Raw genomic sequence first — 576 nt, 5'->3', positions numbered from 1 at the left:
CCCGCCCGTCCTCCAACCACACCACCCCGTCCGCCCGGGCGGCGGTGCGCGGCCGGTGGGCCACCACCAGCCGGGTCCGCCCCCGCCCGACCTCCTCCAGCGCCCGTTCCACCCGGTTCCCGGTGACGGCGTCCAGGCCGGAGGTCGCGTCGTCCAGCACCAACAGACGCCCCCGATGGACGAACGCCCTCGCCAGCCCGATGCGTTGGGCCTCCCCACCGGACAGCGGGGCCTCCGCGCACGGCGTGTCGTACCCCTCGGGCAGCGCCCGCAGGAAGCCGTCCGCGCACGCCGACCGGGCCGCCGCCACGATCCGCTCCCGCGACGGCGGGGACGGCCCCAGCCCGATGGCGTCCGCCAGGGTTCCCGACACCAGCGCCGGCCGCTCGAACGCCCACCCCACCTCGCGCCGCAACACCGCCGGCGCCACCTCCGCCACCGGCACCCCGTCCAGCAACACCTCGCCCCCGTCCGGCACCACCAGGCCCCCCGCCACGGCCGCCAGAACCGACTTCCCCGACCCCGACCGTCCCACCACCGCCGTCGTCGAGCCACCGGGCAACTCCAGATCCACCC

At 77.8% G+C, this 576-nt stretch carries 1 protein-coding gene; it reads right to left on the bottom strand.

What is annotated here, in order from left to right; all coding sequences use genetic code 11:
- The coding region (locus FOE67_RS27915) for an ATP-binding cassette domain-containing protein (protein WP_182667577.1) at positions 1 to 576 on the bottom strand (576 nt) is incomplete at both ends.

It is taken from the genome of Streptomyces calidiresistens (assembly GCF_014141525.1).
Taxonomy (GTDB): Bacteria; Actinomycetota; Actinomycetes; order Streptomycetales; family Streptomycetaceae; genus Streptomyces; species Streptomyces calidiresistens.
Note: the sequence above shows the minus strand (reverse complement) of the source record. Positions and strands in the feature narration are given on the sequence as shown.